The organism is Nocardioides sp. GCM10028917, assembly GCF_042666175.1.
In the GTDB taxonomy this organism is placed as follows: domain Bacteria; phylum Actinomycetota; class Actinomycetes; order Propionibacteriales; family Nocardioidaceae; genus Nocardioides.
Genome location: NZ_JBHTFL010000007.1, coordinates 1,151,300 through 1,172,745, shown reverse-complemented (window position 1 = coordinate 1,172,745; position 21,446 = coordinate 1,151,300). Strand labels below are relative to the sequence as shown.

The 21,446-nt window shown below is 73.5% G+C and carries 21 protein-coding genes; 8 read left to right on the top strand and 13 right to left on the bottom strand.

Translation table 11 applies throughout. From position 1 onward, the window contains the following. Window positions 1-119 precede the first annotated feature (119 nt). The 5 genes from ACFQW6_RS14985 to ACFQW6_RS14965 are packed head-to-tail and all read right to left on the bottom strand — an operon-like array spanning window position 120 to window position 3,022. The gene (locus ACFQW6_RS14985; protein ID WP_378546730.1) at window positions 120-671 is read right to left on the bottom strand and encodes a TIGR03086 family metal-binding protein; all 552 of its coding nucleotides are present in this window, start codon (window positions 669-671) and stop codon (window positions 120-122) included. A gap of 38 nt (window positions 672-709) precedes the next feature. Further along, a complete protein-coding gene (locus ACFQW6_RS14980; protein ID WP_378546727.1) occupies window positions 710-1,528 on the bottom strand; it encodes an MBL fold metallo-hydrolase in 819 nt (272 codons plus the stop codon). Continuing rightward, on the bottom strand, window positions 1,525-2,394 hold the full coding sequence (locus ACFQW6_RS14975; RefSeq protein ID WP_378546725.1) for an NUDIX hydrolase: 870 nt from the start codon (window positions 2,392-2,394) through the stop codon (window positions 1,525-1,527). Before ACFQW6_RS14975 ends, ACFQW6_RS14980 begins: the two co-directional genes overlap by 4 nt. A gap of 6 nt (window positions 2,395-2,400) precedes the next feature. After that, the gene (locus ACFQW6_RS14970) at window positions 2,401-2,856 is read right to left on the bottom strand and encodes a RidA family protein (RefSeq protein ID WP_378546722.1); all 456 of its coding nucleotides are present in this window, start codon (window positions 2,854-2,856) and stop codon (window positions 2,401-2,403) included. 1 nt (window position 2,857) lies between these two features. Further along, window positions 2,858-3,022, bottom strand: a complete 165-nt coding sequence (locus ACFQW6_RS14965) for a hypothetical protein (RefSeq protein ID WP_378546720.1) — start codon at window positions 3,020-3,022, stop codon at window positions 2,858-2,860. A 93-nt stretch (window positions 3,023-3,115) separates the two neighbouring features. On the opposite strand from ACFQW6_RS14965, the gene ACFQW6_RS14960 reads away from it, so the two are divergent. The 4 genes from ACFQW6_RS14960 to ACFQW6_RS14945 all read left to right on the top strand — a co-directional run bounded on the left by ACFQW6_RS14960 (window position 3,116) and on the right by ACFQW6_RS14945 (window position 8,354). Continuing rightward, window positions 3,116-4,279 (top strand): sensor histidine kinase, encoded by a 1,164-nt coding sequence (locus ACFQW6_RS14960; protein WP_378546717.1) that lies wholly within the window; start codon window positions 3,116-3,118, stop codon window positions 4,277-4,279. Next, window positions 4,276-4,956, top strand: coding sequence for a response regulator (locus ACFQW6_RS14955; protein ID WP_378546715.1), 681 nt, complete (start codon window positions 4,276-4,278; stop codon window positions 4,954-4,956). Before ACFQW6_RS14960 ends, ACFQW6_RS14955 begins: the two co-directional genes overlap by 4 nt. Window positions 4,957-5,190: 234 nt before the next feature. After that, window positions 5,191-5,940: an ABC transporter ATP-binding protein gene (locus ACFQW6_RS14950; protein WP_378546713.1), complete on the top strand. Its 750-nt coding sequence runs from the start codon at window positions 5,191-5,193 to the stop codon at window positions 5,938-5,940. Continuing rightward, window positions 5,940-8,354: an FtsX-like permease family protein gene (locus tag ACFQW6_RS14945; RefSeq protein ID WP_378546711.1), complete on the top strand. Its 2,415-nt coding sequence runs from the start codon at window positions 5,940-5,942 to the stop codon at window positions 8,352-8,354. Before ACFQW6_RS14950 ends, ACFQW6_RS14945 begins: the two co-directional genes overlap by 1 nt. 92 nt (window positions 8,355-8,446) lie before the next feature. Here ACFQW6_RS14945 and ACFQW6_RS14940 read toward each other — a convergent pair whose 3' ends face one another. Further along, the gene (locus ACFQW6_RS14940; RefSeq protein WP_378546709.1) at window positions 8,447-9,067 is read right to left on the bottom strand and encodes a hypothetical protein; all 621 of its coding nucleotides are present in this window, start codon (window positions 9,065-9,067) and stop codon (window positions 8,447-8,449) included. Between the two features lie 186 nt (window positions 9,068-9,253). Here ACFQW6_RS14940 and ACFQW6_RS14935 point away from each other — a divergent pair, with 186 nt between their 5' ends. From ACFQW6_RS14935 to ACFQW6_RS14925, 3 genes are read left to right on the top strand one after another with little or no spacing between them, the layout of a single operon-like run. After that, window positions 9,254-11,335, top strand: coding sequence for a histidine kinase (locus ACFQW6_RS14935; RefSeq protein WP_378546707.1), 2,082 nt, complete (start codon window positions 9,254-9,256; stop codon window positions 11,333-11,335). Continuing rightward, window positions 11,332-11,991 (top strand): response regulator, encoded by a 660-nt coding sequence (locus ACFQW6_RS14930; protein WP_378546704.1) that lies wholly within the window; start codon window positions 11,332-11,334, stop codon window positions 11,989-11,991. The genes ACFQW6_RS14935 and ACFQW6_RS14930 overlap by 4 nt, the downstream gene beginning before the upstream one ends. A 47-nt stretch (window positions 11,992-12,038) precedes the next feature. Continuing rightward, window positions 12,039-12,434, top strand: a complete 396-nt coding sequence (locus ACFQW6_RS14925; protein WP_378546701.1) for a low affinity iron permease family protein — start codon at window positions 12,039-12,041, stop codon at window positions 12,432-12,434. A 21-nt stretch (window positions 12,435-12,455) separates the two neighbouring features. Here the strand turns inward: ACFQW6_RS14925 and ACFQW6_RS14920 are convergent, their stop codons facing one another. Further along, window positions 12,456-13,502 carry an LLM class flavin-dependent oxidoreductase gene (locus ACFQW6_RS14920; RefSeq protein WP_378546698.1) on the bottom strand — a complete coding sequence of 349 codons (1,047 nt, stop codon included), beginning with the start codon at window positions 13,500-13,502 and terminating at the stop codon, window positions 12,456-12,458. A 75-nt stretch (window positions 13,503-13,577) separates the two neighbouring features. On the opposite strand from ACFQW6_RS14920, the gene ACFQW6_RS14915 reads away from it, so the two are divergent. Then, entirely contained in the window at window positions 13,578-14,957 is a 1,380-nt protein-coding gene (locus tag ACFQW6_RS14915; RefSeq protein WP_378546695.1) for an MFS transporter, read from the top strand. 95 nt (window positions 14,958-15,052) lie between these two features. On the opposite strand, the gene ACFQW6_RS14910 is transcribed toward ACFQW6_RS14915, so the two are convergent. The 6 genes from ACFQW6_RS14910 to ACFQW6_RS14885 form a co-directional block, all read right to left on the bottom strand. After that, window positions 15,053-16,099, bottom strand: a complete 1,047-nt coding sequence (locus ACFQW6_RS14910) for an aldo/keto reductase (RefSeq protein ID WP_378546692.1) — start codon at window positions 16,097-16,099, stop codon at window positions 15,053-15,055. A gap of 76 nt (window positions 16,100-16,175) precedes the next feature. Next, a complete protein-coding gene (locus ACFQW6_RS14905) occupies window positions 16,176-17,522 on the bottom strand; it encodes an LLM class flavin-dependent oxidoreductase (RefSeq protein ID WP_378546689.1) in 1,347 nt (448 codons plus the stop codon). Beyond that, window positions 17,519-18,325, bottom strand: a complete 807-nt coding sequence (locus ACFQW6_RS14900) for an ABC transporter ATP-binding protein (protein WP_378546686.1) — start codon at window positions 18,323-18,325, stop codon at window positions 17,519-17,521. The genes ACFQW6_RS14905 and ACFQW6_RS14900 overlap by 4 nt, the downstream gene beginning before the upstream one ends. Next, a complete protein-coding gene (locus ACFQW6_RS14895; protein WP_378546683.1) occupies window positions 18,301-19,149 on the bottom strand; it encodes an ABC transporter permease in 849 nt (282 codons plus the stop codon). The genes ACFQW6_RS14900 and ACFQW6_RS14895 overlap by 25 nt, the downstream gene beginning before the upstream one ends. Next, a complete protein-coding gene (locus ACFQW6_RS14890) occupies window positions 19,146-20,198 on the bottom strand; it encodes an ABC transporter substrate-binding protein (protein WP_378546680.1) in 1,053 nt (350 codons plus the stop codon). Before ACFQW6_RS14890 ends, ACFQW6_RS14895 begins: the two co-directional genes overlap by 4 nt. A 123-nt stretch (window positions 20,199-20,321) precedes the next feature. Continuing rightward, window positions 20,322-21,377 (bottom strand): LLM class flavin-dependent oxidoreductase, encoded by a 1,056-nt coding sequence (locus tag ACFQW6_RS14885; RefSeq protein WP_378546677.1) that lies wholly within the window; start codon window positions 21,375-21,377, stop codon window positions 20,322-20,324. Between the last annotated feature and the right edge of the window lie 69 nt (window positions 21,378-21,446).

Genomic DNA, 21,446 nt, shown 5'->3' with positions numbered 1-21,446 from the left:
CCGCGCGACCGGACGTGTGTCCGCGCGTCTCCGACCGTCGGACGGACCCAACGGACGAAAGCGCCCCGGCCGCACGCGTGGCAGACGGCGACGAGCCGTCGTTCGGTCCGTCCGACGGGTCAGGCGCGCGGGTCGCGGCCGGCGAACGCCGCCAGCCGGTCGTAGGCCGGGGCGTCGTCGGGTACGTCGACCGCGGCCCCGAAGGCCTCGCCGCGGTTGTCGGGGGTCAGCCCCTGCTGCATGAAGGCCAGCCCCCGTTCGGCGACCTCGTCGTCGAGCGGCATCGGCCGGCCGAGCGCGCGGACGAGGTCCCACGTGTGCGCCCCGAGCTCGGCGCTCTGCCAGTCCGCCTGCGCGACCTGGTCGTCGGACTGGTCGTGCCAGTGGTGGAGCAGGTCGTCGGCGTGCACCCGGAAGTGGCTGGCCAGCTGCGCCGGCTCGACGCCGGTCCCGGCGCTCCAGTCGACCTCCTCGCCCCGCGCCTGCTGCAGGAAGTGCTCGGGCGCAGCGGCCAGGTGGTCGGCCAGCTCGCGCACGGTCCATCCGTGGCACGGCGTCGGACGGTCGAGGTCGTCGGCGTGGACGGCCGCGAGCGCGTCGCCCGCCTGGTCGAGGGCACGCGACAGGACGACGACGGGTTGGTGGGGACTGCTCGTCGGGGTGGTCGTCATGGCACCACCTCACTCCTCACGGAGTGCGGGCGCAAGGGTCAATTGCCCTGGAGGTACGCCAGCTGGGCGCGCACCGACAGCTCCGCCGCACCCCACAGCACCGGGTCGACGTCGGCGTAGACGACCTCGACGATCGCGCGGGGCAGGGTCTCGTGGGGGAACGATCCACCCTCCCGCGCGACCGCGTGCAGGTCGCGCAGAGCCTGCCGCACCTGCTCGAGCCGCTGCTGGCGGTGGGCGAGGTAGAGGTCGAGCGCACCGAGCGCGTCGTCGATCACCGGCCCGTGGCCGGGCCACACCGTGGTGATCCCCTGCTCGCCGCAGAGCGCGTGGAGCCGCTGGAGCGAGGAGAGGTACGCACCGAGCTGGCCGTCGGGGTGCGCGACGACGGTCGTGCCGCGCCCCAGCACCGTGTCGCCGGTCAGGACGGCCCGGTCCTGCGGCACCACGAAGGACAGCGAGTCCGACGTGTGGCCGGGGGTCGCGACGACGTGCACCTCGAGCGCGCCGACGGCGACCACGTCGCCCTCGCCGAGGCCCTCGGAGCCGAGGCGGTAGGCCGGGTCCAGGGCGCGTACGCCGCACCCGTGCCGCTCGGCGTACTCCCGGGCCGCCTCGCTGTGGTCGGCGTGGTGGTGGGTCAGCAGCACCACGGACACGTCACCGGCGGCCGCGTCGATCGCGTCGAGGTGCGCCTCGATCGACGGGCCGGGGTCGACGACGACGGAGCGCGAGGAGTCGGGGTCGCGGAGCACCCACGTGTTCGTGCCGTCGAGGGTCATCACGTCGGCGTTGGGCGCGAGCACGCAGGTGGCGGTGTCGCCGAAGCTCCCGCCGGACCAGCCCCTGTCCGTCATCGTGACGCCATCAGCGCGGCGTAGGCGGGCGGGGTGGAGAGGATGAACTCCTCCCCGTCGGCGACGACCTCGGGCATGAACATCTCGACGGTCCGCCCGCTCGCCTCGGCCAGCACGGCCGCCGGGTCGGCGTGCTGCCCGACCTCCAGGCAGGTCAGCCACGTCGGGGGCAGCATCAGGATCTCCTGCCGCTCGACGAGCGACACCGCGTCCATCGCGCCGGCCCACATGACCGACGACGACTCGCTCGACACGTCGCGGGTCACCTGGCCCTCGGGCAGCAGGGCGACGAAGAACCACGTGCGGTAGCGGCGCGGCTCGAAGACCGGGGTCAGCCAGCCCGACCAGGCGCCGAGGAGGTCGGTGCGGAGCACGAGCGAGCGCTTCTCCAGGAAGGCCGTCAGCGAGACCTCGCGCGACTCCAGCGCGACGCGGTCGGCCTCCCAGTCGTCGCCGGTGGTGTCGGCCACGACGGAGTCGGGACCGGCGCCGGCGAGCAGCACGCCCGACTCCTCGAAGGTCTCCCGCACCGCGGCGCAGACCAACGCGCGGGCCTTCGGCTCGTCGCAGCCCAGTCGCGAGGCCCACTCGGCGGGCGACGGACCAGCCCAGAGCCCGCGGTCGACCAGCTCGTCGTCGAAGTCGCGCGGGTCGACGCCGCCGCCCGGGAAGACGCACATGCCGCCGGCGAAGGCCATCGACGTCTGGCGGCGCAGCAGGTAGACGTCAGGCCCTGCCCCGCCGGGGCGCAGCAGCACCACGGTCGCGGCGTCGCGCGGCTCGGCAGGCGTCGCGCCGCCCTCGGCGTACGACCGCGCCTGGGCGACGAGGGCGTCCGGCAGCGGGAGACGCTGCACGCTGGCCATCGGTGATCAGACCTCGACGATGATCTCGACCTCGACGGGCACGTCGAGCGGGAGCGCGGAGACGCCGACGGCGGAGCGGGCGTGCTTGCCGGCGTCGCCGAAGACCTCGCCGAGCAGCTCGGACGCACCGTTGGCGACCTTCGGCTGGCCGGTGAACTCGGGCGTCGAGGCGACGAACACGACGACCTTGACCACGCGCTTGACGTCGTCGAGCGAGCCGATCTCGGCCTTGACCGCGGCGAGCGCGTTGAGGGCGCACTGGCGCGCGCACTCGTAGCCCTGCTCGTCGCTGACCTCGGCGCCAAGCTTGCCGACGGCGAGCATCTCGCCGTCGCGGGCCGGCAGCTGGCCAGCGGTGAAGACGAGGTTGCCGCTGCGCGCGGTCGGCTGGTAGGCCGCGACCGGCGGGACGACCTCGGGAACGGTGATGCCCAGCTCGGCGAGCCTGGCCTCGGCTCCCACGTCAGGCCCCCGAGCCGGACTTGGCGCGCTTGAGGAAGGCCACGAGGCCGCCCTGCGCGTTCGTGTGGATGGCCACCAGCTCCCAGCCGTCCTGGCCGAAGTTGTTGAGCATCAGGGCCTCGTTGTGGAGCGGAATCGGCGCCACCTGGTATTCCCACTGGGTCATGGATCGCACCCTACTCGGGCCCGACCGGGCGTCGCGCAGCGTCCTCCCGTGGTCTGACGCCGCCCGCGCGGTGCGGCGTCTACCGTGTGCGCCATGCGCGATCAACGGGACCAGCACCCGTGGCGCCTGGGGCCTCGCGGGCGGCGCTGGCTCGATGGGCTGCTGGTGGCGTTCGTGATCGTCGTGGGCGGCATGGGACACGTCGTCACCGGCCAGCCGGTGGCCACGGCCTTCACCGTCGCCGAGGCGCTCCCGCTCCTCTGGCGGCGGCGCCACCCGTGGACGGTCTTCCTCACCGTCGCGGCCGTCTCGGCGCTGCAGGCGTGGGCCTACGACCAGCCGGCCGCCGGGCAGCTCGCCTTCCCGATAGCGGTCTACTCCGTCGCCCGCTGGTCGCCGCGCTGGCAGGGCGTGACGGCACTGCTCGTCGGCTACGTCGGCGCGCTGGTCGCCGCCACCCGCTGGCTGTACGGCTTCGGGGCCGGCGACCTCAGCCCCAGCAACCTCGCGCCCTACACGGTCACGATCGGCGCGATCGTCACGGCCGCCTGGGCGCTCGGCTCGGCCGCCCAGAGCCGCGAGAGGTACGTCGCCTCGCTGGTCGCCCGCGCCGAGCAGGCCGAGCGAATGGCCGAGCGCGAGGTGGAGCTGGCCGCACGGGACGAGCGCTCGCGGATCGCCCGCGAGATGCACGACGTGGTCGCCCACGGGTTGTCGGTGATGGTCGTCCAGGCCGACGGGGCGAGGTATGCCGCCGCCAAGGACCCCGACGTCGCGGTCGGCACCCTGGAGACGATCTCCGCCACCGGGCGCGAGGCACTCACCGAGATGCGGCGACTGCTGGGCCTGCTCCGCGAGGGCGACACCGGCGTGGCCCCGCAGCCCGGCCTGGACGACGTACGCCACCTCGTCGACGAGGCCCGCGCCTCCGGCATGCGGGTCGCGGCCGAACTCCCCGAGCCTGCGCCGGACGTGCCCGACGGCGTCGGGCTCGCGGCCTACCGGATCGTGCAGGAGGCCCTCACCAACGTGCGCAAGCACGCCGGGCCGGACGCCGCGGTGGACGTGCGCGTCGCCGTGGACCGGGGCGTCGCCGTCGACGTGCGCGACGACGGACGCGGCGCGGCCGCCCGTGCTGACGGTCGCGGGCTCGGGCTGGTCGGGATGCGCGAGCGCGCTGCCGTGCACGGCGGGACGCTGGAGGCCGGACCCGCGCCCGGTGGTGGGTTCGCGGTGTCTGCGAGGCTGCCGCTGTGAGCGAGACCGACGCACCCGGACCGATCCGGGTCTTCCTCGTCGACGACCAGCAGATGGTGCGCGCAGGCTTCCGGATGCTCGTCGACAGCCAGGACGACATGGAGGTCGTCGGGGAGGCAGGCGACGGCGGCGAGGCGCTCGAGCGGCTCGCGGTCACGGGCGCCGACGTCGTGCTGATGGACGTGCGGATGCCGCGCGTCGACGGTGTCGAGGCGACCCGGCGGCTGCTCGAGCAGGACCACGCACCCCGGGTGATCGTGCTCACCACCTTCGACCTCGACGAGTACGCCTTCGCCGCGATCCGCGCGGGCGCCTCGGCGTTCCTCCTCAAGGACGCCGCCCCGCCCGACCTGCTCGGCGCGATCCGGGCCGTGATGGCCGGCGACGCCGTCGTCGCGCCCAGCACCACCCGACGCCTGCTCGACCACTTCGCCGCCCTGCCCGACCCCGCCGAGCCGACGGCGTACGACGACCGGCTCGCGCCGCTGACCGAGCGCGAGGTCGAGGTGCTCACCCTCATCGCCCGCGGCCTGACCAACACCGAGATCGCCGAGCACCTCGTCGTCGCCGAGACGACCGTGAAGACCCACGTCGGCCGGGTGCTCGCCAAGACCGGCTCCCGCGACCGGGTCCAGCTCGTCGTGCTCGGCTACGAGACGGGCCTCGTCACGGCCTGACCGCGACGGTCGAGTCACCGACGGCGCGATCCCCGGATATCCGGGGAAGTCCCCGCTTGTCGGCCGAAGCATCAGCACCGAAGCGGGAAGTTCGGCCGACAAGTGCCGGGTCCGCCCCAGCCCACCGTCCTCCCCCGGTCGTACGGCGACCAGCGGGCGTGCGACCGCGGACGGACGCCCGGTCCGTGCCGGGGTCCGACGACCCGGAGGCCGGTGACGACGAGCGTTGTCCCCATGACGACGACATTCGACCAGACCACCGGGACGGCCGCCAGCGCGCGCGGCCTGACCCGCACCTACGGCGCCGGCGACAACGCCGTCCACGCCCTGCGCGGCGTGGACCTCGACCTCCCCGCCGGGCGCTTCACCGCGATCATGGGACCGAGCGGCTCCGGCAAGTCCACCTTGATGCACTGCCTGGCCGGGCTCGACGCCGCAACCTCCGGCTCGGTCACCGTCGCCGGGCGCGACCTCGCCGGCCTCGACGACACCGCGCTGACGATCTTCCGCCGCGAGCACATCGGCTTCGTCTTCCAGGCCTTCAACCTGCTCCCGATGCTCACCGCCGGCCAGAACATCGTCCTCCCGCTCGAGCTCGCGGGCCGCCCGGTGGATCGCGAGCGCTACGACCAGGTGGTCGGCGTGCTGGGCCTCGCCGACCGTCTCGGCCACCTCCCCAGCCAGCTGTCCGGTGGCCAGCAGCAGCGCGTCGCGATCGCCCGCGCGCTGGTCACCCAGCCCGACATCGTGTTCGCGGACGAGCCCACCGGCAACCTCGACAGCGAGGCCAGCGCCGAGGTGCTCGGCCACCTGCGCCGCTCGGTCCGCGAGCTCGGGATGACCGTCGTGATGGTCACCCACGAGCTCGACGCGGCGGCGTACGCCGACGACGTGGTGGTCATCCACGACGGCGCCGTCACGGCCCACCTCACCGACCCCGGCCAGGACGAGCTCGTCGCCGCACTGCGCGGGCGGGGTGCCTGATGCGCACCGTGCTCGTGGCGTCCATGCGCCACCACACGCGCAGGTACGTCGCCGCGTCGGTGGCCGTCGTCATCGGCGTCGCCTTCATCGTCGTGATCGGCATGCTCACCGGGGCCACCCGGTCGGGGCTGACCGCCGACGCGGGGGCGCCCGTCAGCGGCGTCGACCTGGTCGTCAGCACGGACGCCCCGCGGGACGTCGAGCGCCTCGTCGACGCGGCCGCCGAGGGCGGCTTCCCCGCCCTGACGCTGGGGTACGCCATGGAGCCGGTCAGCCGCGACGGCGTGCAGCTCGCGCAGTCGGTGGACGTCTCGGAGGTCTCCCTCGACCCGCGCCTGCAGTGGCAGGCTCTGGAGGGCGGCCGCTTCCCCGCCGCGGCGGGCGAAGCCCTGGCCGACGTCAACCGCGCGAAGAGCAACCACGTCGCCATCGGCGACGTCGTCCGCATCGGGAGCGGCCCGGCGGCCACCGACGTCGAGGTGGTCGGACTCGTCGACAGCCCGGCGGCCATGGGCGCCGCGCTCTACGTGCCGTGGGACGACCTGCGGCGCTTCGAGGACACCCTCTGGGTCGACGCCGTGGCGTGGGGCGGCACCGAGGCGCAGGCCTCCCAGGTCGCCCGCGGCGCGTCGGTCGAGTCGGCCGACGACTGGGTGGCCGCGCGCCAGGCGGAGATCTCCCGCGGCGTGGACATCATCGCGATCATGGCACTGCTCTTCGTGGTGATCGCCCTCTTCGTGGGCGTGCTCGTCATCACCAACACGTTCTCGATCCTCTTCGCCCAGCGGATGCGCGACTTCGCGCTGCTGCGCTGCGTGGGCGTCACCCGTCGCCAGCTTCGCCGCGCGATCCGGCTCGAGGCCCTCGCCCTCGGGTTGGCGGCCGCCGCCGTCGGCGTCGCGGTCGGAGCCCTCGCCGGGGCGGGGCTCGTCGCGCTCGTCCGCCGCTGGTTCACCGACATGGGGGCGGCCGCGCTCGACCCGGTGTGGACGGGTACGGCATTCGCCGTCGGCACGCTGGTGACGCTCGCCGCCGCCTGGCTGCCGACGCGGTCCGCGACCAGGGTCGCGCCGCTGGCCGCGCTCCGTCCGGACACCGGCGTGGACGTCCGCTCCGCGGCCGGCCGCTGGCGCCTGGCGCTCGCCGCGCTCGGCGTCTCGGCCGGCGTCGCGCTGCTCGCCCTGGCGGTCGCCGCGGGATCGGTGCCCGCGATGCTCGCCGGGGGCATCGCCTCCTTCGTCGGCGTGCTGCTCCTGGGGCCGGTGCTGGTGCCGCAGCTGATCCGCCTGGTCGGCGGTATCCCCGGCGCCGGTCCCGTCCGGCGGCTGGCCACCGGCAACGCCGTGCGCAACCCGCGTCGTACGGCGACCACCGCGGCGTCGCTCCTCGTCGGGGTCACCCTGACCACGGCCATCCTCACCGGGCTGGCGTCCTCGCGGACGGCGATCGACAAGGACATGGACCTCTCCTACCCCCTCGACGCCACCATCACGGCGGGCGAGGCGCCCCTGGACGGCACCCTCGTCGACCGGGTGGCGGACACCCCCGGGGTCGCCGAGGCGGTCGCTCTGGACGGCGCCACGGCGACCATCGGCCGGGTCGGGGTCGTCCTCCTGGGGGCGGGCGGGGATCCAGACGTCGTACGAGGTGGGGCGGACCTCGCGCCGGAGGACGGTGTGCTGCTGCTGCCCTACGAGGTCGTCGAGGACCTGCCGGCGCGGACGGCCGAGCGGGTGTGGGACGACGGCGAGGTGACCGTCACGGTCGACGGCCGTGAGCACACGCTCGAGGTCGAGACCGGCAGCGGGTGGGGCCGGTCCGGCCTCGTCTCGGCCGCCACGCTGTCGGGTCTCGACCGCAACCCGCAACCGATGGCGGTGTGGGCCAGGGCGGGCGACGGCGCGGACGCCGAGGACCTGTCCGGCGACCTGGCGGCACTGGCCGGGGCCGCCGGCGCCGAGCTCGACGGCGGCCACGGCAACCGGAGCTGGGTCTACCTGCAGGTCGACATCCTGACCGGGGCGGTCGTCGGCCTGCTGGCAGTCGCCATCGTGATCGCGCTGGTCGGCATCGCCAACACCCTCGGTCTCTCCGTGCTCGAGCGCGGCCGGGAGAACGCCCTGCTCCGTGCGATGGGACTCACCCGCCGCCAGCTCGGGCGGGCCATGGCGGTGGAGGGGCTGCTCCTGTCGTCGGTGGCGACGCTGCTGGGCACCGCCATCGGGCTGGTGTTCGCCTGGGTCGGGGTGCAGGTGATGGTGACCGCCGTCGTCGACGACGCGGCGTTCACCGTCCCGGTGTGGCAGGTCGGCGCGGTCGCCGCGGTGGCCGCCCTCGCCGGCCTGGCCGCGTGCGTCGTACCCGCCCGTCGTGCCGCCGGGGTCACGCCCGCGGCGGGGCTGGCACTCGACTGAGCGGCCATCTCCGGACCCGGACGTCATACGAACCCGCACCCATGGGTGCGGATTCGTATGACGCAGCAGGCCGGGAACGACCGTGCGGATCGTCAGTCGCGCTTGCGGCTGACGAGCACCCCGAGGACGGCGTAGCCGACGACGAGGTGGGCGCAGGCCACGACGTGGCCGACCGTGTCGCCGAAGACCACCATCGAGGGGATGGTGACGACGGCCCAGCTCTCGGCGACCATCGGCCAGAAGCGGGTGACGCCCTTCCACCGGCCGGCGATCGCGATCCGGATGCCGATGAGGAACATGCCGAGCATCGACAGGGGCCAGAAGGCGTCGAGGACGATGAACGCGACCTTGTCGAAGTCGGTCAGGCCCAGGCCGTCGCTGGCGGTGGAGCAGATGGCGAGCCCGACGGCCACCGCCTCCATGCGGAGGACGGCGCGGGCCAGACGACCCTCTCCGAGGGCCTGGGTGCGCCACAGGGTGCGGAGCAGGAAGAGCAGACCCACCTGGAACAGGCCCGAGGACAGCGAGAACGCCACCTCCTCGCCGTGGCCCTGGGGGTCGATGCCGACGACGGCCATCGTCGCCGCCCACGCGAGGGCGCCGGCGGTGAGCACCCGGCCGTGCACCAGGAACGGTCGGTCGGGGGTCGAGCCCTCCGGAGCCGTCGTCGTGACGTCGGAGCGGGCCGGAGCGGGAGAGTGCTGGATGGTCACGGTGGTGACTCCTGTTCGTGGTGATGGTGGTGTGGGGCCGCGGTCTGCGGCACACCGGAACCATCGCCGTCCCGACGCCCCGGCCCACAGGGAGACGGGTCCCGTCGCCGGTCCCCTCGTGGTGTCCCGGCGAGGAGGGACCGCGGTCCCCTGACGACGGGACGCCCGCGCGGTGATACTGCTCGCGTGAGCAGACTCCTCGAGCCCGTCGCCGTCGCCCTGGCGTCGCTCACAGCGGTCGCCGCCGCCGCGTGGCTGGACCTCTCGACCAGCGATGCCGAGCGGGCCGCCGCGTCGACCGGGCTCGGCACCGCCACCGCGCTGCCCGGGCTGCTGCTGGCGGCCGCGTCCGTCGTCGTGCTGCTCGCCCGCCCGGGGGACACGGTGGGCCGGCTCCTCGGCGCGGTCGCCCTGGTGTGGACCGTCGACGGCGCCCTCGACAGCTGGATCTCCCACAGCCTGGCGAACGACCTCCCCGGCACCGACCTCGCCTACTGGTTCGTCGCGCGCGCGGGTGCGCTCCTGCTCTCGGGCCTGGTCGGACTGCTCCTGCTCTACCCGACCGGTCATCTCCTGCCGGGACGCTGGCGCACCGCGGCGATCACGGTCGTCTGTGCGTCCCTCGCGCTGCCGGCCATGCTGCTGCTGGCGCCCGACCCGGTCGTCTTCGCCGCCGGGGAGCCGGTCGGCTCCACCGAGGTCGTGCCCTTCCCCTGGTCCGCCGCCACTGCCGAGGCGATGCTGCGAGGCGCCCAGGTGCTCACCCTCGGCTCGATCGTCGCGGCGGTCGCGCTGGTGTGGGCGCGCCACCGGCAGGCGTCGGCGCCGGAGCGTACGCAGCTGAGGTGGCTGCTGTGGGCCGGGATCATGTGTGTGCTGATGGTCCTGGCGGCCGTCACGTTGTCCGTCGGCGGCGTGGTGACGACCGTCCTGCTCGACCTGGCCGTGGCCTCGCTCGCCGTGTCGGTCGCGGTCGGGATGGTGCGCCCGGGCCTCGGCGACGTGGACGCCCTGGTCGCCTGGACGCTGACCACCGCCGTCGTCGCCGCGATCGTCGTCGGCATCGACCTCGCCGTGCTCGCTGCCGGCTCCGCGCTGCTCGGCGACCGGCTCGACCAGCGCGACGTCACCCTCGTGGTGCTCGTGCTGGCCGTCGTCGTCTACGGGCCGCTGCGCGCCTGGCTGGGCGGGCTGGTGCGCCGCCTGCTCCTCGGGCGGCGCGGCGACCGCTACGGCGTGGTGTCGACGCTCGCCGCGCGGCTGGAGACAACGGGGACGGTGGACGAGCAGCTGCCGGCCCTTGCCTTGGCGGTCGCGGAGACGTTCAAGGTCCGCCACGTCCGGGTCGAGGTGGTCACCCCCGAGGGAGGCCTGCTGTCCGCCTCGCACGGGATCCCGCCCGTGGAGGTCCAGGAGATCGACATCGCCTACCAAGGCGAGCGCGTCGGCCGGCTGGTGCTCCCTGCCCAGGGGTACCGCTCGATGCTGTCGCGGCGCGACCAGGGCCTGCTGGTCGACCTGGTTCGCCAGGCGGCGGTCGCCATCCGCACGAGCCTCCTCGCCACCGAGCTGCAGGCCAGCCGCGAGCGCCTCGTGCTGGCCCGCGAGGACGACCGCCGCCGGATCCGCCGCGACCTGCACGACGGGCTCGGCCCGGTCCTCGGCGGGGTCGCGCTGCGCCTGCAGGCCGCCGGCAACGCCGTCGACACCGACCCCGCACGCGCCCACGAGCTCGTCGCACTGGCTCGCACCGAGGTGAGCGACGCCCTCGACGACGTACGCCGCCTCGTGCACGACCTCCGCCCGCCCGCGCTCGACGACCTCGGCCTCGAGGCCGCGGTCCGGCAGCAGGCCGACCGGGTGCGCTCAGAGGTCGACGTGGACGTCACGGCCGACGGCGCGACGGGTCTGCCGGCGGCCGTGGAGGTCGCGGCCTACCGGATCGTGTCGGAGGCGCTCGCCAACGTGGTGAAGCACGCCGGCGCCCGCCACGTCGACGTACGCCTCGAGGGCGACGCGGGCGGGCTGACCGTCACCGTCGCGGACGACGGTCGGGGCATCGGGCCCGACGTCACCGCCGGGGTCGGCCTGCTGTCGTTGCGCGAGCGCGCCGAGGAGCTCGGCGGCCGCTGCGAGGTCGAGTGCCCGGAGTCCGGCGGCACGACCGTGCGTGCAGTGCTGCCGTACGGCACCGCCACGGGCGACACTGTCCCCCCGACCACCACGTCGAGCATGCGCCGGAGCGAGCCGGTGAGGAGCACCCGATGACCGAGCCCAGGACGCCGATCCGCCTGCTGATCGCCGACGACCACCCGGTCTTCCGCGACGGCCTGGCCTCACTGCTCGACCCGCTGCCCGGGATCGACGTGGTCGCGCGGGCGTCCGACGGGGCCGAGGCCGTCGCGCTGGCCGACGAGCACCGCCCCGACGTGGTGATCATGGACGTGCAGATGCCGGTCATGAACGGCATCGACGCCACCCGCGCGGTCGTCGCGTCGCACCCCGAGGTCGGGGTGCTCGTGCTGACGATGGGCGAGGACGACGGCACGGTGCTGTCCGCGCTGCGCGCGGGGGCGCGGGGCTACCTCCGCAAGGGGGCGGAGCAGGACGAGATCGTCCGCGCGGTGTCAACGGTCCACGGCGGTGGCGTCGTCTTCGGTGCCTCGCTCGCGGCACGCATCGCCGAGGTGCTCGCCCCGACCAGCCGGCCCGAGCGGCCCTTCCCGGAGCTCACCGAGCGGGAGACCGAGGTGCTCGACCTCATCGCGGCCGGTCGCTCCAACGGCCAGATCGCGCAGGAGCTGTTCCTGTCGCCCAAGACGATCCGCAACAACATCACCAGCATCCTGGCCAAGCTGCAGGCCACCGACCGCGCCGACGTCATCATCCGTGCCCGTGACGCCGGGCTCGGTCGCACGACGTGAGGGCGCCGGTGACGACGCCACCCGGTCCGGGGCACTAGGTTCCGTGCATGGAACGCACCGAAGCGGCTGAGAGCCGGCAGAAGCAGGACGGCCCGGACCCCTTCGAGCGGTTCGTCGACATCGCGACCAAGCTCATCAGCCGGGCGCCGTTCTTCGCCGTCTGCGTGGCCGTGGTCGTCATCTGGGCGGTCAGCTACCCGCTCTGGAAGTCGACCACCAAGTGGGAGCTGGCCATCCACACGTTCACGGCCGTGCTCTCGCTGCTGCTGCTGGTGCTCCTGGAGAACGCCGGACGGCGCAGCACCGAGGCCATGCAGGAGAAGCTCAACGTGCTCGCCGAGGCGCTCGCTGCCCTGATGGAGTCCCGGGCCGCGGACGACCCCGAGCTCGAGGAGGCCGTCGTCAAGCTGCGCGAGGCGGTCGGACTGGAGGAGCAGCACTGACCGTTCTGAATTGACGTCAATTCAGTCCGCGAGCAGCCGCAGCGTCTCCTCGCGCGCGGGTGAGGTGCGTACGTCCGTCCCGGCCGCGGCGCCCGCCACGGGGTGCACCATCACCTCGTCAACGCCGTGCTCGGCCGCGAGCTCCTCGAGGCGGGTCCGCGCCTGGTCGGGCGAGCCGACGATCCAGCGCCGCGCCATCGCGTCCCCGAAGGCGCGCTGGTCGGCGGTCATCTCGACGGCCTCGGCCTCCTCGACGAGCCGCTGGGGGTGGAGGGGCGCGCCCGTGCGGAGCGCGATCATCTGCTGCACGTTGGGCAGAGCGCGGCGCCGGGCCTCCTCCTCCGTCTCGGCCACGACGGCGTTGACGGTCAGGAAGGTCCGCGGCTCGGGGTACTCCGGCGACGGACGGTAGGACGAGCGGTACAGGTCGAGCGCGGCGCCGGTCCCCTCGCCCGAGAAGTGGTGCGCGAAGACGTAGGGCAGGCCCTTCTCGGCGGCCAGTCGCGCGGAGTAGTCCGACGACCCGAGAAGCCACATGTCGGCGATCGTGCGTGCGGACGGGGTGGCCCGCAACGGCTGCCGGCGCGGACCGACCTGGAGCTCGACGCCCTCGGTCGTCATCAGGGTGCGGATGTCCTCGACGTAGTCGGGGAACTTCGCGACCGCCTCGTCGGCCGACTCCGCGCTCCCCCCGCGCAGGACGAAGCGGGTCAGCGGGTCGGTGCCCGGAGCGCGGCCGATGCCGAGGTCGATACGACCGGGGTAGGCGGCCTCCAGGAGAGCGAACTGCTCGGCCACCACGAGCGGGGCGTGGTTGGGCAGCATCACGCCGCCCGACCCGACCCGGATCCGCTCGGTCGCCGAGGCGAGCATGGCGATCAGGACCGGCGGGTTGGTCGCGGCGACGGCCGGCATGTTGTGGTGCTCCGCCACCCAGTAGCGGCGGTAGCCGAGCTCGTCGGCGACCTGCGCCAGGCTGAGCGAGGCGGCGAGGGCGTCACCGGTGGTCTGGTCGCTGCGGACCGGGACGAGGTCGAGCACGGACAGGTCGACGGAGGAAGCAGTCACTGTCGACCCAGCGTCCGCACCGGGTCCGTTATTCCGATTGCCCTCAGGTGCACCTGAGGTCCTACCGTCAGGCGGGTGACGACCAGCACGACCCGGACCCAGCCCCGCGAGCGCATCCTCTCGCCGGCGTACGCCGCCACGACCGTCGCGATGTTCGGCCTGATCGCCTTCGTCGCGTTCGAGGCCATGGCCGTCGCCACCGTGATGCCCACGGTCGCGCGCGACCTCGACGGGCTCGACCTCTACGCGCTCGCCTTCGCGGCGCCGCTCGCCAGCGGTGTCGTCGGGATGGTGGCCGCGGGCATGTGGAGCGACCGCACCGGACCGGTGGTGCCGCTGCTGGCGTCGATGGCGCTGTTCTCGGCCGGGCTGCTCGTGTGCGGCCTGGCGCCGTCGATGGAGGTGCTGCTCGTCGGCCGCGTCCTGCAGGGTCTCGGGGGCGGGGCGCTCACGGTGGGCCTGTACGTCGTCGTCGGGCTGGTGTTCCCGGCCGCGCTGCGGCCCGCGGTCTTCGCCTCCTTCGCGGCGGCGTGGGTCCTGCCCGCCCTCTTCGGACCCGGGCTCGCCGCGCTCGTCGCGGACGTGTGGAGCTGGCGCTGGGTCTTCCTCGGCGCGGTGGCCCTCGTCGCCCTCGCCCTCGCCCTGCTGACGCCGGCGCTGCGGGGCCTCACGGCTCACGCCGAGGGCACCGACACGCCCGTGTCACGGCTCTGGTGGGCGGCGCTCGGTGCGGTGGCGGTGCTCGTGCTGGAGCTCATCGGGTCGGCCCGCGGCGTCGCGGCGCTGGGAGCCCTGGCCGCCCTCGCGGGCGTCTGGATCTCCCTCGGCCGCCTGCTCCCGCCCGGCAGCCGCACCCTGCGTCGCGGTCTGCCGTCCGTGGTGGCCACCCGCGGGCTCCTCGCCGCCACGTTCTTCTGCGCCGAGGCCTACATCGTCTACGTCCTGCAGGAGCACTGGGGCCTCTCGCCCGGCCGGGCGGGCATCGCGCTGACGTGCGTCGGCGTGGTGTGGGCCAGCGCCAGCCAGGTCCAGGCGCGGCTCGGCTCCCGTGTGTCCCACACCCGCGCGATGGTGGTCGGCACGACCCTGGTGCTCACCGGCCTGACGGCGCTCGCCGCGAGCGTGCTGGCCCACGACGCCGGCGCTCACCCGTCCGCCGTCCTTCCCGCAGCGGCGTACGTCCTCGCCGGCGCCGGGATGGGCTTCGCCTACCCACGCACCGGGGTCGCGATGCTCGAGGCCTCGACGGACCGGGACCGGGGCTTCAACTCCTCGGCGCTCACGGTGGCCGACTCCCTCGGCGCCGCCCTCGCGCTCTCGGTCGCGGGCGCGGCCTTCGCCGCGGCGGAGCGCCAGGACGTCGATCCCTTCCTGACCGTCTTCACCTTCGCGGCCGTTGCCGCCGTGCTCGGCGTGCTCGCTGCCTCCCGGACCCGGACGACGCCGGCGACCTGACGTGGGTCACTTGTCGGCCGGACTTCCCGCTTGTCGGCTGATGTTTCGGCCGACAAGCGGGGGGTTCCCCGGATATCCGGGGATCCCGCGCACGGTCACCGCCGCCGCAGCGCGGCCTGCACGAGGGCCGGCGGTGCGTAACCCCGGTCCGCCTCGTTCAGCGTCGTGCCGGGTGGCACGATCTCGTCGATCCGGTCGAGCACGTCGGGGGTGAGGACGACCTTCTCCACCCCGAGCTGCGACTCGAGCTGCTCGAGCGTGCGCGGGCCGATGATCGCCGAGGACACCGCCGGGTGGGCGAGCACGAAGCCGAGGGCGAGGTGGATGAGCGACAGCCCGGCCTCGTCGGCGAGCTGCTGCAACGCGTGCACCGCCTCCAGCTTCACCTTGTTCTCCGGCGATGCCGGGTCGTGCCGGGCCGGCTGGCGCTCCAGCCGGCTCGACGACACGGCCGGGTCCTCGCCGCGGCGGTAGCGGCCCGAGAGCCAGCCGCCCGCGAGCGGGCTCCACGGCAGCACGCCGATGCCGTACTTCTGGGCCGTCGGCAGGATGTCGCGCTCCACCTCGCGGGCCAGGATGGAGTACGGCGGCTGCTCGGTGACCGGCCGCTCGCGGCCGCGACGATCGGCGACCCACTGCGCCTCGACGACCTGCGAGGGCAGGAACGTCGACGTGCCGATGTAGCGGATCTTGCCCTGGCGGACGAGGTCGGTGAGCGCGCCGAGCGTCTCGTCGATGTCGACCTCGGGCCGCGGCCGGTGCACCTGGTAGAGGTCGATGTGGTCGACCTGCAGCCGGCGCAGCGAGTGCTCGACCTCGCGGACGATCCAGCGGCGGGAGTTGCCCGCCTGGTTCGGGTCCTCGTCGTGCATGCTCCCGTGGAACTTGGTGGCCAGGAAGACGTCGTCGCGGCTGCCCCTGCGGGCCCGCAGTGCCTTGCCGACGATCTCCTCGGACTCGCCGCGGGCGTAGACGTCGGCGGTGTCGATGACGTTGATGCCGGCGTCGAGGGCGCGGTGGATGATCGCGATCGACTCGTCGTGGTCCGGGTTGCCCCACGCGCCGAACATCATCGCGCCGAGGGTCAGCGGGCTGACCTGGACGCCGGTCCGGCCCAACGGGCGGTAGTGCTCGTAGCTCATGCGCGTACTCGCTTCGCTCCGTGCGCGCATGCGGCACATGTCGCGCTGTGTCTGATGATGAGCTCGCTTCGCTCGCTCATGCGGTCTTCTCCTGGTGGTGGGGGGCGTACTGGCTGGCGGGGCGCTCGAGGCCGAGGTGGTCGCGCAGCGTGGTTCCTGTGTACTCCGTGCGGAACAGCCCGCGTCGGCGCAGGATCGGCACGACCTCCTCGATGAACACCTCGATCCCCCCGGGCAGCCACGGCGGCATCACGTTGAAGCCGTCGGCGGCGCCGGACTCGGCCCACTCCTGGATCGTGTCGGCGACCTGGTCGGGCGTTCCCGTGACGACCCGGTGGCCGCGCGCGCCGGCGAGCCGGTGGCACAGCTGGCGGAGCGTGGGGTTCTCGCGGTCGACGATGTCGAGCACGAGCTGGAAGCGGCTGCCCTCGCTGCGCTCCTCGTCGGTGTCGATGACCTCGCGCGGGAACGGCTCGTCGAGGTCGTACGCCGACAGGTCGACGCCGGTGAGTCGGTTGAGCTGGGCGAGCGAGTACCCCGGCTGGGTGAGGTCGTTGAGCTCCTGGTGCAGGTCCTCGGCCTCCTTCGCCGTGGACCCGATGAACGGGCTGATGCCCGGCAGGACCTTGAGACCTCGCGGGTCGCGGCCCTGTGCCTGCGCGCGCCGCTTGATGTCGGCGTAGAACTCCTGCGCCGACCCGAGCGTCTGGTGCGCGGTGAAGATCGCCTCGGCCCAGCGGGCGGCGAAGGCCCGCCCGTCCTCCGACGATCCCGCCTGCACGTAGACCGGCCGGCCCTGCGGGGACCGCGGGGCGTTGAGCGGACCCGCCACCCGGAAGTGCTTGCCGACGTGCTCGACGCGGTGGATCTTGTCGGGGTCGGCGAAGATCCCGCTCTCCCGGTCGGCGACGACCGCGTCGTCCTCCCAGCTGTCCCACAGCTTTGTGATGACGTCGACGTACTCCTCGGCCCGCTCGTAGCGGTCGCGGTGCAGCGGGTGCGCGTCCAGGCCGAAGTTGAGCGCCGCGTCGGCGGCACCGGTGGTGACGATGTTCCAGCCGGCCCGGCCCTTGCTGAGGTGGTCGAGCGCCGCGAGCTGCCGGGCCAGGTTGTACGGCTCGGTGTAGGTCGTGGACGCGGTGCCGATCACGCCGATCCGCTCGGTCGCCGCGACGATCGCCGTCATCACGGTGATCGGCTCGAGGCGGAAGCGGGCGGCGTACTGGATGTTCTCGGCCAGCGACGGACCGTCGGCGAAGAAGACCGCGTCGAACTTTGCGGCCTCTGCCCGCAGGGCGAGCTCCTGGTAGTAGGAGATGTCGAGGATCCGGTCGGTCTGGCTGTCCGGGTGACGCCAGGCCGCCTCGTGGTGGCCGTCGGGGTAGATGAACAGGTTGAGGTGCAGCTGCTTGCCCGTGGTCATGAGGCCGCCCTCTCCGACGCCCGGTCGAGACGGGGTTCGAGATGGCGGTCGAGGTGGCGCGCCGGGACGGCGTCGTGGTCGTCCTCGACGCCGAGCTCGGTGAGCAGCCGGGCCCGCAGCCGGGCGAACGCCGGGTCGGCCTGCGAGCGCCGGCCGTCGAGCTCGACCCGCGCGTCGTGGCGTACGACGCCCCCGTCGAGCACGATGACGCGGTCGGCCAGCACGATCGCCTCGTCGACGTCGTGGGTGACCAGCAGCACGGCCGGCTGGTGCACCTCGCACAGCTTGCGCAGCAGCGTGTGCATGCGGATCCGGGTGAGCGCGTCGAGGGCGCCGAACGGCTCGTCGGCCAGCAGCAGCTGCGGGTCGCGGACCAGCGAGCGGGCCAGCGACGCGCGCTGCTGCTCGCCGCCGGAGAGCTCGTGGGGCCAGGCCTTCTCGCGGCCGGCGAGGCCGACCTCGGCGAGCGCCTGGCGACCGCGGTCCGACGCGTCGCCGGCGCGCAGGCCGAGCGTCACGTTGTCGAGGACGCGCTTCCACGGCAGCAGCCGGGAGTCCTGGAAGACGACCGACACCTTGTCGGGGACCTCGATGACCCCCGTGCCGGCAACGTTGCGGTCCAGGCCGGCGAGGGACCGGAGCAGCGTGCTCTTGCCCGAGCCGCTGCGGCCGAGCAGGGCCACGAACTCACCGGGCGCGATGTCGAGGTCGAGGCCGTTGAGCACGCCACCCGCCTCGTTGAAGCTGCGGTGCAGGGACCTCACCCGCACCGCGGGACTCAGCTCGCCAGCGTACGACGCCATGACAGTGCCTTCCTCTCGATCAGTCGGACGACCGCGTCGGCGGTGACGCCGAGCAGCGCGTAGACGACCAGGCCGACGACGATGATGTCGGTCTGCCCGTAGTTGGACGCGAGCGTGATCATGTGGCCGATCCCGCTCGTGGCGTTGATGACCTCGACCACGACCAGCGCCAGCAGCGACGAGGTCACCGCGAAGCGCAGCCCGAGCAGGAAGCCGGGCATCGCGCCGGGGAGGACGACGTGGCGCACGAACTCGCTGCGGGACACACCGAGCGTCTCGGCGAGCTCCGCGTACCTGCCCTCGATCGTGCGCAGGCCGTTGTGGGTGTGGATGTAGATCGGCACGAAGACGGCCAGCGCGATGGTGATGACCTTCATCGGCTCGCCGATGCCGAGCCACAGGATCAGCAACGGGATGAGCGCGAGCGTCGGGATGGAGCGCTTGACCTGGATCGGCCCGTCGATGAGGGACTCACCGACCCGGGACAGGCCGGAGACCACGGCGAGGAGCGTGCCGACGACGACGCCGAGACCCAGTCCGAGGGCCGCGCGAATGCCCGACGTCACCAGGCTCTCCTGCAGACGGCCGCTCTCGATCAGCGTGCCCGCGGTCTGCAGGACCGTCCAGGGCTCGGTGAGCGTGCGCGGGTCGAGCAGCCCGGTGGCCGAGCCCACCACCCAGGCGGCCAGCAGCACGACGATCCCGATGAGGCCGCCGAAGCGGATCGGCTCGCCGGGGCCGAGCCGGCGGCGGATGGGGCGTACGTCCTCGGCCTCCGCGAGGGGCCGGGCGGGCGCGGCGAGGTGGCCGGTGAGGGTCGTCATGAGCCCTCCACCGCGGCCGCGATCGCCTTCTCGTAGCGCCGGTCGTAGAGAGTCTCCACGTCCAGCGGCTCCTGGTCCTGCGCCTCGACCAGCGTGTCCACGGTCTCCTGGTGGCGGGCGATGAACTCGTCCCAGCTCGTCGGCACCGTGAACTGGCCCAGCGCGTCGACCACGTACTGCGCGTCCTCGGGCGAGAGCCCCTCGTGGTCGACGTAGTACGCCTCCGCGAACTCGTCCGGGTTGTCGGAGATCCACTGCTGGGCCTTGGCCCACGCGGCGACGTACTCCTTGATCGCGGCCGCCTTGTCGGCGTCCTCGAGCACGGTGGTCGGCGTGTAGAGGGTCCACGCGTCGTCGCGCACGCCGGGGGCGATGGTGGTGGCACCGTCCTGCTCGTACTTGGCGAGGTAGGTCTTGACCAGGGTCTGGCCGAGCGGCGCGACGTCGACCTGCTTGCTGGCCAGGGCCACGGAGAAGGCGTCGTCGACGCTCTGCATCTCGACGAACTCGACGTCGTCCTGGGTCAGGCCGGCCTCGCGGAGCACGTTGAGCACCAGGGCGCCCTGCGCCTGGCCGGGGCTGTAGGCGATCTTCTTGCCCTCGAGGTCCTCGATCGAGGTCACGTCGACGCCGGGCGCGACGCCGAGCTCGTAGGTCGGGTGCTCCATCGGGTCGACCGTCTCGCGGGCGGCGACGATGCGGACGTCGGTGCCGGTCCAGTGGGCGAAGAGCGGCGGGATGTCGGCGACCGACCCGATGTCGATCGCGTCGGCGCGGAAGGCCTCCAGTGTCTTGGGGCCGCCGGTGATGTTGGCCCACTCGACGTCGATGTCGAGGTCGTCGATCAGCCCGGACGTCTCGAGGGCCACCTGCGTGGCCGGGTCACCGACGCGCAGCACGGTGCCGTCGGACGGCGCGTCGGGCAGCGCGGCGGAGAGCTCCAGCCTGGGACCGGCCTGCTCACCGCCGCAGGCGGACAGGGCGAGGAGGCCGGCGGTGGCCAGCAGGGCGGCTCGGGTCAGGGTGCGGGTGCGCCCTCGTCGTGGCATCAGGGGTACTCCTTCTCGGAACAGCGGACTGCAAAAGTAATGTAACTCGCTCGACTTTACTGACTTTGAGGTGACAGGAGTTCCCGTCCACCGGCGCCGACCACGGTCGGCGCGTGCGTGAGGTCAGCGCAGGAGCGGCAGCAGCGAGTCGCCGATGCGCACGATCTCGCGCTCGTACGGCGTGTCGCTGAGCACGAAGTGGCTGACGCCGAGGTCGGCGTAGCGGCGCAGGGCCTTGGCCACGTCGTCCGGCGAGCCGACCAACCAGGTCGTGCCGGCGCCGCCGCCACCCACGCGGCCAGGGGCCGTGTAGAGGCAGTCGTCGAGCACGTCGCCCTGCTCGGCGAGGTCGAGCAACCGCTGCTGCCCGACCGCCACCCGGCGACCGGGATCGACCGCCCACTCGTGCTGGCCCTCGGCCATCGCGGCGACCTTCGCCTCGGCGTCGGCCCAAGCCTCCTCGGTCGTTGCGCGGACGAGGGTCGTGATGCGCAGGCCGAACTCCAGCGGCGGCAGGTCGCGGTCGAGCTCGGCGCACAGCGTCCGGAGGTGGTCGATCCGCGCCGCCACTCCGTCGAGCGGCTCGCCCCAGAAGAGCTGCACGTCCGCCTCGGCGGCCGCGGTGCGCTGGGCGGCCTCGGACGCGCCGCCGAAGTAGAGCTGCGGGTGCGGCCGTCCCTCGCGCCCCACCGGCTTGTGCTCGAGGGTCGCGCCCTCAGCCCGGTAGTGAGCACCCTCGAAGCTGATGTCGTCCTCGGTCCAGTAGCGCCGCACGAGCCGCATGAACTCGCGCGTCCGGGCATAGCGCTGCGCCTGGTCGCCCTCGTCGTCGCCGTACTGCGGCTGGTGGTCGGGGCCGCTCACGACGTTCACCCTGACCCGGCCGCCGCTCAGCTGGTCGAGCGTGGCGGCTGACGACGCGAAGTGCGCCGGCGTCCAGTAGCCCGGCCGGATCGCGATCAGCGGGTTGAACGTCGTCGTGGCGGCAGCCAGCGCGGTGGCGACCGTGAAGGTGTCCGGCCGCTTCCAGCCGGTGCCGATCAGCGCCCCTCCCCACCCGTGCTCCTCGGTCAGGCGAGCGAGCGCGGTCAGGCGTGCGAGGCTGTTGTGCCCCGAGACCGCGTCGTCGAGCCGGTGCCCCGCCGTCACCTGGTTGGGGATGTACCAGAGGAACTCCATCGTGCGCCTTTCTATGTAATCTCTACTGTGTTACTAGAGATAGCACACGCGGCCGTAGACCCCGCCCTC